The sequence below is a fragment of the Acidovorax sp. SRB_24 genome, from assembly GCF_012931925.1.
Genome location: NZ_MWOM01000045.1, coordinates 24,501 through 34,255, shown reverse-complemented (window position 1 = coordinate 34,255; position 9,755 = coordinate 24,501). Strand labels below are relative to the sequence as shown.

At 57.6% G+C, this 9,755-nt stretch carries 8 protein-coding genes; all 8 read left to right on the top strand.

Annotated features, from left to right (window positions below; genetic code table 11):
* The first annotated feature begins 3 nt into the window (after positions 1–3).
* The 8 genes from rfbB to B2J89_RS14795 are packed head-to-tail and all read left to right on the top strand — an operon-like array spanning position 4 to position 9,424.
* On the top strand, positions 4–1,026 hold the full coding sequence (gene rfbB / locus B2J89_RS14830) for a dTDP-glucose 4,6-dehydratase (RefSeq protein ID WP_371809080.1): 1,023 nt from the start codon (positions 4–6) through the stop codon (positions 1,024–1,026).
* A complete protein-coding gene (gene rfbD, locus B2J89_RS14825) occupies positions 1,023–1,925 on the top strand; it encodes a dTDP-4-dehydrorhamnose reductase (RefSeq protein ID WP_169169841.1) in 903 nt (300 codons plus the stop codon). Before rfbB ends, rfbD begins: the two co-directional genes overlap by 4 nt.
* Positions 1,922–2,818, top strand: coding sequence for a glucose-1-phosphate thymidylyltransferase RfbA (rfbA, locus tag B2J89_RS14820; RefSeq protein ID WP_169169840.1), 897 nt, complete (start codon positions 1,922–1,924; stop codon positions 2,816–2,818). Before rfbD ends, rfbA begins: the two co-directional genes overlap by 4 nt.
* Positions 2,819–2,825: 7 nt before the next feature.
* The gene (gene rfbC, locus B2J89_RS14815) at positions 2,826–3,377 is read left to right on the top strand and encodes a dTDP-4-dehydrorhamnose 3,5-epimerase (protein ID WP_169169839.1); all 552 of its coding nucleotides are present in this window, start codon (positions 2,826–2,828) and stop codon (positions 3,375–3,377) included.
* Complete coding sequence (locus tag B2J89_RS14810) at positions 3,374–4,201, top strand: ABC transporter permease (RefSeq protein WP_169169838.1); 828 nt, start codon at positions 3,374–3,376, stop codon at positions 4,199–4,201. The genes rfbC and B2J89_RS14810 overlap by 4 nt, the downstream gene beginning before the upstream one ends.
* On the top strand, positions 4,191–5,576 hold the full coding sequence (locus B2J89_RS14805) for an ABC transporter ATP-binding protein (protein ID WP_169169837.1): 1,386 nt from the start codon (positions 4,191–4,193) through the stop codon (positions 5,574–5,576). Before B2J89_RS14810 ends, B2J89_RS14805 begins: the two co-directional genes overlap by 11 nt.
* 60 nt (positions 5,577–5,636) lie before the next feature.
* Positions 5,637–8,162, top strand: a complete 2,526-nt coding sequence (locus B2J89_RS14800; protein ID WP_169169836.1) for a class I SAM-dependent methyltransferase — start codon at positions 5,637–5,639, stop codon at positions 8,160–8,162.
* A complete protein-coding gene (locus B2J89_RS14795; protein WP_169169835.1) occupies positions 8,162–9,424 on the top strand; it encodes a glycosyltransferase in 1,263 nt (420 codons plus the stop codon). Before B2J89_RS14800 ends, B2J89_RS14795 begins: the two co-directional genes overlap by 1 nt.
* The last annotated feature ends 331 nt before the right edge of the window (positions 9,425–9,755 follow it).

Here is a 9,755-nt window from a genome sequence, read left to right as displayed (position 1 = left end):
TGGCTGCGCAGCAGCGAAGAGGGCGTTGTCAACCTCGACAAACTCACGTACGCGGGCAACCTGCACAACCTGGCCAGCGTGCAGGGCGATGCGCGCCATGTGTTCGTGCAGGGGGACATCGGCGACAGTGCGCTGGTGCAGCGCCTGCTGGCCGAGCACCAGCCACGCGCTGTGCTCAACTTCGCCGCCGAATCGCATGTGGACCGCTCCATCCACGGTCCCGAAGACTTCATCCAGACCAACGTGGTTGGAACTTTCAGGCTTTTGGAGGCTGTAAGGCACTACTGGCAAGCGCTGCCAGCTATTGAAAAGGAAGCATTCCGGTTTCTGCACGTGAGCACCGACGAGGTCTACGGCACGCTGGCGCCCGATGCCCCGGCCTTCACCGAAGAGCACACCTGCGAGCCCAACAGCCCGTATTCCGCAAGCAAGGCGGCGAGCGACCACCTGGTGCGCGCCTGGCACCACACCTACGGCCTGCCGGTGCTGACCACCAACTGCAGCAACAACTACGGGCCCTACCACTTCCCCGAAAAGCTCATCCCCCTGATGATCGTCAATGCCCTGGCCGGCAAGAGCCTGCCCATCTACGGCGACGGCAGGCAGGTGCGCGACTGGCTGTACGTCACCGACCACTGCAGCGCGATCCGCCGTGTGCTCGAAGCCGGGCGCCTGGGCGAGACCTACAACGTTGGCGGCTGGAACGAAAAGCCCAACATCGACATCGTCAACACCGTGTGTGGCCTGCTCGACGAACTGCGCCCGCGCGCCGACGGCCAGAGCTACCGCGCGCAGATCGCCTACGTCAAGGACCGCCCCGGGCACGACCGCCGCTACGCCATCGACGCGCGCAAGATCGAACGCGAACTGGCCTGGAAGCCCGCGGAAACCTTCGACACCGGCATCCGCAAGACCGTGCAGTGGTACCTGGAGCACGCCGACTGGGTCGCCAACGTTCAGACCGGCGCCTACCGCGACTGGGTGCAGACCCAATACCAGTCCCAGGCCGAATCCCCCAGCACATGAACATCCTTCTTTTTGGCAAGGGTGGGCAGGTCGGCTGGGAACTGCAACGCAGCCTCGCCGTGCTGGGCAAGGTCACGGCGCTGGGCCGTGACAGCACCGGGCACTGCGCTGACTTCAGCCACTCCGAGGGCATCGCCGAGACGGTGCGCGCCCTGCGCCCCGACGTGATCGTCAATGCTGCCGCACACACGGCGGTGGACAAGGCCGAGAGCGAGCCCGAACTGGCCCGTCTGCTCAATGCCACCACGCCCGGCGTGCTGGCCGAAGAGGCCGCCCGGTTGGGCGCCTGGCTCGTGCACTACAGCACCGACTACGTGTTCGATGGCAGCGGCAGCCGCCCGTGGGTCGAAACGGATGCCCCCGCACCGCTGTCGGTGTATGGCCGCACCAAGCTCGAAGGCGAGCGGCTGATCCAGCAATCGGGGTGCAAGCACCTGATCCTGCGCACCAGCTGGGTCTATGCCGCGCGCGGTGGCAACTTCGCCAAGACCATGCTGCGCCTGGCGCAGGAGCGCGAGCGCCTCACCGTGATCGACGACCAGTGGGGCGCCCCAACGGGCGCGGACCTCATCGCCGACGTGACCGCGCATGCCCTGCGCCACCTAATGCAGCGCCCGCAGGATGCCGGCCTGTACCACTTGGTGGCCGCTGGCGAAACCACTTGGAATTCCTACGCAAAATACGTGATTGAGCAGGCCCAGCAAGCGCAGGCCGCTATCAAAATAAAAGCCACCGAGGTAGCGCCCGTGCCCACCAGCGCGTTCCCCACACCGGCCGTGCGTCCGCACAACTCGCGCCTCGACACACGCAAGCTGCAAGCCACCTTCGGCCTCACACTGCCGCACTGGCAACAAGGCGTGGCGCGCATGCTCACCGAAATTCTCTGTAGAACACCATGACCGCACCAAACACAGCACGCAAAGGCATCATCCTGGCCGGAGGCTCAGGCACCCGCCTGCACCCGGCCACGCTCGCGATCAGCAAGCAGCTGCTGCCGGTGTACGACAAGCCGATGATTTACTACCCGCTGAGCACCCTGATGCTCGCGGGCATCCGCGACGTCCTCATCATCAGCACGCCGCAGGACACGCCGCGCTTTGAGCAACTGCTGGGCGATGGCAGCCAGTGGGGCATCTGCCTGCAGTACGCGGTGCAGCCCAGCCCTGACGGGCTGGCGCAGGCTTTCATCATTGGCGAGGAGTTCATTGGTGACAGCCCGAGCGCGCTGGTGCTGGGCGACAACCTCTTCTATGGCCACGACATGCACCTGCTGCTGGCCAACGCCATGCAGCGCCAGGGGGGCGCCAGCGTGTTTGCCTACCACGTGCACGATCCCGAACGCTATGGCGTGGCCGAGTTCGACGCCTCGGGTAAGGTGCTCTCGCTGGAAGAAAAACCGGTGGCGCCCAAGTCCAGCTACGCCGTCACGGGGCTGTATTTCTATGACCGCCAAGTGGTCGAGCTGGCTAAGAACCTCCAGCCTTCGCCGCGCGGCGAACTGGAGATTACCGACCTCAACCGCCAGTACCTGGAGCAGGGCCAGCTCAATGTCGAGATCATGGGCCGGGGCTATGCATGGCTGGACACCGGCACGCACGACAGCCTGCTCGAAGCCGGCCAGTTCATCGCCACGCTGGAGCGCCGCCAGGGGCTGAAGATCGCCTGCCCCGAGGAGATTGCGTGGCGCCAGCATTGGATTGACGCCGTGCAACTGGAGCGCCTGGCCAAGCCCATGAGCAAGAACGGCTACGGGCAATACCTGCTGCGCGTTGCCGAAGAGAAAATTTACTGAGACCTGTATGCAAGCCACCCGCCTCGCCATTCCCGACGTCGTGTTGATCGAACCCAAGGTGTTCGGCGACGCGCGCGGATTTTTCTTCGAGAGTTTTAACCAGCGCGCCTTCAACGAGGCCACGGGCACAAACCTCCAGTTCGTGCAGGACAACCACAGCCGTTCCAGCAAAGGTGTGCTGCGCGGCCTGCACTATCAGATCCAGCAACCTCAGGGAAAGCTGGTGCGCGTGGTGCAGGGCGCCGTGTTCGACGTAGCCGTCGATATCCGCAAAAGTTCGCCTACCTTCGGTCAATGGGTGGGGGCGGAATTGAGTGCTAACAACCATCACCAGCTCTGGGTGCCACCGGGCTTTGCGCACGGTTTCGTGGTACTTAGCGAAACGGCGGAGTTTCTATATAAAACCACTGACTACTACGCGCCGGAACATGAGCGCTGCATTGCGTGGAACGATCCTAGTCTGGCAATTGCTTGGCCTGATATGGGAGTTGCGCCGGTGTTATCGGCCAAGGACAGTGCAGGGTGCTCGCTGGCTCAGGCGGACTGCTTCAATTCATGAACCCCCATGCTGAGCCGCCTGCCTCGCTGCAGGGTATGTTTCGCACCTTATGGGCGCATCGTCATTTAATTGCCCGCATGAGCCAGCGCGAGGTGATTGGCCGCTACCGGGGTTCAACCCTGGGACTGATGTGGTCATTTCTGATCCCATTGTTCATGTTGGCGATTTACACCTTTGTGTTTTCTGTGGTGTTCCGCGCCCGCTGGGGCACTGGAGAAGAGTCGCGTACCCACTTTGCCGTGGTTCTTTTTGCCGGTCTCATTGTTCACTCTCTTTTTGCTGAAGTCATCAACCGTGCCCCACAGCTGATATTGGGAAATGTCAACTATGTAAAGAAGGTGGTTTTTCCCCTGGAAATATTGCCAGTAATTCAGTTGGTTGCTGCGTCTTTCCATGGGCTGGTCAGCGTTGTAGTGTTGCTGGTGGCCAAGCTGTTGTTTACCGGTTCAGTACCTGTCACTGCACTGTTTTTCCCGATAGTTATCTTTCCTTTGCTGGTATTGACCTTGGGGTTGGCTTGGGCGTTGGCATCTCTGGGCGTTTTTGCGCGTGATGTGGGTCAGACGATTGGATTGGTTACTTCAGTCATGCTTTTCATGTCGCCTGTGTTTTTTCCAATCCAGTCCTTGCCTGCGCCATTGCAGCCCTGGATGCAGCTCAATCCACTGACTTTTATCATCGAGCAAATGCGCGAGGTGCTGGTATGGGGAAATGGCCCCCAATGGTTCGGACTGTTCTTGTATGGGGTGATTTCCGTCGGTGTGGCATGGCTGGGTTTTGCCTGGTTCCAGAAAACGCGCAAAGGGTTTGCCGATGTCCTCTGATGTGCACGATCCTGCTCCTGTGGCCATTCGAGTCCATGGACTGCACAAATGCTTCCAGATTTATGCCACCCCTGGCCAGCGGCTGCGGCAGTTTGTCTTGCCGCGCCTGCGGCGCTGGCTAGGATTGAACGCGGTCAACTATTACCGTGAATTTTGGGCACTGCGCGATGTTTCATTTGAAATCAATAAAGGACAGACCATAGGCATCATTGGCCGCAACGGCTCCGGAAAATCAACCCTGCTGCAGATAATCTGCGGCACCTTGCACCCCACGCAAGGGGGCATTGAGGTGCAGGGCAGGGTGGCGGCGCTTTTGGAGTTGGGTTCGGGTTTCAATCCTGAATTCACCGGTCGTGAGAATGTATTTTTCAATGCGGGCGTATTAGGCCAAAGCGAAGAGCGCACCCGTGAAAAATTTGCCGATATCGAAAATTTTGCGGATATTGGTGAATTCATGGAGCAGCCTGTCAAAACCTACTCCAGCGGCATGCTCGTGCGTCTGGCGTTTGCCGTGATCGCCCATGTGGATGCCGACATTCTGGTGATCGATGAGGCTCTGGCGGTGGGCGATGCTTTTTTTACCCAAAAATGCATGCGATTTCTGCGTGGCTTCATGCAACATGGCACTGTGCTTTTCGTGAGTCACGATACTGCAGCAGTCAAGAGCTTGTGCGACAGGGTAATCTGGATAGACAAGGGCCAGATCATTGAAAGTGGACAGGCAAAGGAAGTTTGCGATCTGTATTTGCAGGCTTTTTATGAGGCACAGCAGGGCAAGGGCGGCCAGCCTCCACCCAAGGCATTGCCACGCTTAAACACTGCGGCATTACCTCTGCATGACCAGCGGCGGGACTTCATCAACTCCACCCATTTGCGCAACGACATCAAGGTGTTTGAGTTTCGTCCAGACTCCTCTTCCTTCGGTGAACGGGGGGGGACGATTTCCAAAGTACAGCTTCTGGATGTGCAGGGGCGTCCTTTGAGCTGGGTGATCGGCGGCGAATCGGTGCGCTTGAGGGTTGAGGTGGAATGCCATATGCATCTGCGTTCTCCGATCGTTGGTTTCTATGTCAATGATCGGACGGGACAAGCGCTTTTTGGCGATAACACCTGTCTTGTCTATATGGATGACCCGCAGCCTTGCGATCCTGGCGAAAAAGTTTGTGCAACCTTCTCGTTCGAAATGCCCCGTATGCCAGTTGGAGACTACACCATTACCGTGGCGCTTGCCGATGGTACGCAGCAGGAACATATCCAGCATCACTGGATTCATGATGCCCTGCAGTTCAAGTCAGAATCCACCAGCGCGTCTGCCGGTTTGGTTGGTATCCCCATGCGCCATATATCTCTTGACGTTTCGCCGAACAGATCTTGATCGGCCGTTGGACTGGCCAAGTGCCGCACGATAAATACCAATGCCAATGTCACAGAGAATATGAAAAATATCGATTTAGCCCCCATGCTGACTGAGCCCCGGCGTTTGGTACTGCCAAATCCATGGGCAGGGCATATTCCGTTCGCAGCCTGGCTCATCCATCAAATCAGGCCCAGAATATTGGTGGAACTGGGAACCCATACGGGAAATTCGTATTGCGCGTTTTGCCAATCCATCGAAGAGGCCTCGTCCATGACAAAAGCCTTTGCCGTCGATACATGGCAGGGTGACTCCCATGCAGGACGGTACGACGATAGCGTTTATGACCAGCTCCGTGCATACCATGATCCTTTGTATGGCCGCTTCTCGAAACTTCTCAGAAAAACTTTCGATCAGGCGCTGGACGACTTTGCCCCAGGCAGTGTTGACTTGCTGCATATCGATGGCTTGCACACATACGAGGCTGTTCAGCACGATTTTGAAACCTGGCTGCCAAAGTTGTCGGGCCGAGGTGTAGTGCTCTTTCATGACACCTGTGTTTTTCGCGATGATTTTGGTGTGCACCGTCTCTGGCAAGAATTGGTGCAGCGGTATCCTGGATTTAATTTCACCCATTCCAATGGTCTTGGCGTCCTCTTGGTGGGAGTGGACCGGTCACCCGCTTTGTCTGCCATGGCGGAGGGTGTTGACAGTCCTCACTGGAAGCTGATGAGCACGCTTTTTGCTCGATTAGGGGCGGAGTTCGAGCTGCGTTTAACAAATCAGTTCCTTGCGGGGCGATGTGAGCATCTGACGGAGGCCATCGATGCGCGGGATACCAAATCTTTGCAGCTCTATGCCGTGATTGATCGCTCAGACAAGGAGTCTGCCCGGTTGTACGAGGCGCTCAATTCCAAAGATGCGATGGTCAGTGAGTTGTACAAGGCCGTCGCGGAACAGCATGCCACGCATGAGCGGGATGCCGCGTTGGAACGGCACAACTACGACCAGATCATTGCGTCGCTGAGTGCGGAACTGCAAGATATGTTGGAGTCCAAATCTTGGCAGATTACGCGGCCGTTGCGTGGCGTGCGCCGTGTCACAGATCGCTGGATTGTGGCAGCGAGGAGTTCGCTTCCCAAGCGTGCATTGGATATGCTGCGCCATCAACTGCGCAGACATGGTGTGGTAGGTGTGCTGCGGCGCGTTCCGTACTATCTGCGCGAAATGCGTGCTCGGCCTGGCCTGTTGTCGAGGGGGGGCGTCATTGCCCATGCTCCCGAGTTTCTTTCCGCTGCCGATATGAGGCGCGAACTGCGTCTGCACCCTGAATTGCTGAAGACCCCTCCCCTGCATCCGCAGGCTGCGGTCTCCGTTGTCGTTCCCACGTTGAATGCTGGACAGGAATTCGGGTGGCTTCTACAGAAACTGTTTTCTCAGAAAGGCATTGGGCGCATCGAAGTGGTGGTGGTGGACTCCGGGTCTCAAGATGGGACGGTGCAGGTTGCCAAGAAGGCCGGTTGTGTGGTGCTGGAAATACTTCCGTCGGAGTTTTCGCACAGCTATGCCCGCAATCGAGGGGCCGATGCTGCGACCGGGGATTACTTGCTTTTTATGGTTCAGGATGCCTACCCCATAGGCGATTACTGGATGGCCGGAATGCTGCAGTTCCTCCAAGACCATGTGTCCGACAAGGTGGTCGCCGCCTCATGCGCAGAGTACAGCCGCAGCGATAGCGACGTGATGTACGACTCGATGATCCACACGCACTACCAGTTCCTGGGCTGTCTCCACTATGACCGGATCGGCGAGTTGCGGGAGCAGGGTCATGCCTCGTTGCGGTCTCAGGGGCAGTTGAGTGACGTATCTTGCATGATAGGGCGAGAGATTTTCCAGCGCTATCGCTATCGCGGGGACTACGCGGAAGACTTGGATCTGGGCATTCGTCTTATTCAAGAAGGCTATCGCGTTGCCATGCTGGCCTCGGTGAAGGTGATCCATTCGCACAATCGTCCTGCTTACTACTACCTTAAACGGTCGTTTGTGGATGTCGTTTTTCTTGTAGAGCTTTTTCCCGACTTTGACTATGGCCATATTGATTCGCAAAGCGGGCTTTTCGTTGGCATCCTGTCCATCGCAGCGCACCTGTCCCGGTGGATGGATTCGCCCATGCCATCAGATGGTCAAGACGCCCCCACCATGCTGAAGCGCCTGAGCTGCGAGTGGCGCAGCCGTTTTGCGCGCATCGATACCCGGGGCTTATTGCACCTTGGTGATGTACGACTAGATGCGTGGCTACAGCAATTTCGTCAGCAGCAAGCGAGTGTGCTGGGGCGGAAACTTGCCGAGCCAGAGGCCAAGGAGGCGCAACGATTCCTGGATGCATTTTTGGGCCGTTTGGATCATTTCGCACACTTCGTTCAGCAGGCCTATGGTCCGTCCTCGGAAGGGCTGGCGAAAGAGTTGCGCCAAGCCATTGTCAAGATTTTTGGCTCGGCTGCTGGCTCCGCGCTCGCATTCATGTACTTGGATGTGAGTGCCCAGCATTGCAACGGCGATATTACCGCTGCCCGATCCATCTACTTTGATCTGAAAGCGGGCATCTAATGCGCATCGTTTTTGTTCTTCATCAGTTCTATCCGGAGTTTTCGGGTGGCACAGAACGCGTAGTACTCAATCTTGCGCGCTGTGCTCAACGGGCGGGCCACTACGTGCATGTTTTGGCATGCACTATGCGTACGCCAGTTCCCCGCAAGGGCAAGGCCAAAGGGAAGTTGAGCGACGCATTCCACGATATCTATCAAGGGATTCCGGTGACGCTAATCCCGCGGTCCCTGTTGCCCGCTTCTGGTGATTTGGGGTTTGATGTGGCCCCAGCCATGGTGGAACAGGTGCGTGACTGGATGCGTGCCGAGCGCTTTGAGTTCGTGCATGCCTTTCATTCGATGCGCATGTCCTCGGCATTGTTAGCCGCTCAGCAGTGCGGCCTGCCGTATATGGTAACGCTGACGGATTTCTTTGTGGGCTGCTACCGCATCAACGCGATCAATGTCCAAGGCGAACCCTGCGTGGGTCCCGATGGGGGACGCACATGCGGACGTGATTGTCTTGTGCCACCTTGGTCGGAGCCGACGCTGCTTCAGCGCCATCAATTGGCCCGGGCATTGTTACAGGGGGCTGCGGAGCGCATCGTGCCTTCAGATTATGTTGCTGGGTTCTTTCGCGCCGCTTTTCCCGATCTCCATTGGAGGGTGATCCCGCACGGTATCGATTTTCTCGGTCTTACGGCACAGAAAAAGAGCTCTGATGGACCACAGGAAAACGCCGATGGTCTGGTTACTTTGGGTTATTTGGGATCCATCGTCCGACAAAAGGGCTTGCACATCCTGCTTCAGGCCATGGCACGTGTTCCATCGGACCGTCTTCGATTGAGAGTCGCAGGTGGCTTTTACGGGGATCCGGTATATCAAGACGACATTCGCAAAATGATTGCTTGTGATCCCAGAGTCGAGTGGATAGGGCAGGTCGAGCCGACTGATCTGGCTATGGTGCTGGAAAACGTGGATCTCCTGTGCCTACCTTCTGTGGTACCTGAATCGTTCTCATTGGCGCTTCACGAGGCTGCCGTGCTAAGAGTACCAGCGCTGGTTTCAGATCTGGGGGCTCCGCGCGCAAGGGTTGAAGAGTTCGGTGGAGGGCGAGTGGTTGCAGCGGGTGATGTGACGGCATGGGCCCAAGCACTTGCGGAGATTGCCAATGGCCCAGAAATACTTCAGTCTTGGAGCTCTTGCATAAGATTGCCATACCGCGTCGAGGAGGAAGCCTTCTTCTATGAATCCCTGTATCGTCAGCTTGTTGCGCCGGCCTGAACTGGCGAAGTAAATATTTACGGTAGTTGCGCAAAAATCAAAGACGGCATCCTCCTCTGCCCTAAAACAGAGGTATTGAAACGAGTTTTACAGTACAGCCAAGCACATCAACGATGGTTGAAGGTGAAATCGCCTTGGATTGTGGATACTAGCCAACCTAGATGTGTAGATCATCACTTGATCAATTTCAAGCTTGGCCGATCAGCAGCGACGCTGCTAAGTTGCCCGAGGTCGCTGCGCTGGTTCATGCGCAAGGTCGTGCCCGCGGTCAACGTCATGGCCAAACTATTAAATCTAGGATAAATTGTTTCGCAGCGCTTCACGGTGCTTG